We start from the raw sequence: 248 nt of genomic DNA on the forward strand, positions 1-248 counted from the left end.
CTGCCGGGCCCGGTGGGCGGCCTGCTCGACGTAGCGGGCCGCGCGGTCTCCGATGTCATGCAGCGCGAGCTTGGCCAGCCCTGGCTGATCGATCCGCGGCCCGGCGCCAACGGCATCATGGCCGCCCAGCTCGTGCTGGGCTCGCCCGCCGACGGCTACACGGTCTACCTCACGATCTCCGGCCACGTCGTGCTCAACATGCTGATGCGGGCGCCCTTCGACGCCATGGCCGACTTCAAGCCGATTGC

The 248-nt window shown here is 71.0% G+C and carries 1 protein-coding gene; it reads left to right on the forward strand.

The genetic code is table 11. The features are described 5' to 3' along the window. A partial coding sequence (locus tag GJQ66_RS13520) for a tripartite tricarboxylate transporter substrate-binding protein (RefSeq protein ID WP_268866101.1) occupies positions 1-248 on the forward strand: 248 nt, incomplete at both ends.

It is taken from the genome of Microbacterium sp. ZXX196 (genome assembly GCF_009709595.1).
In the GTDB taxonomy this organism is placed as follows: Bacteria; Actinomycetota; Actinomycetes; order Actinomycetales; family Microbacteriaceae; genus Microbacterium; species Microbacterium excoecariae.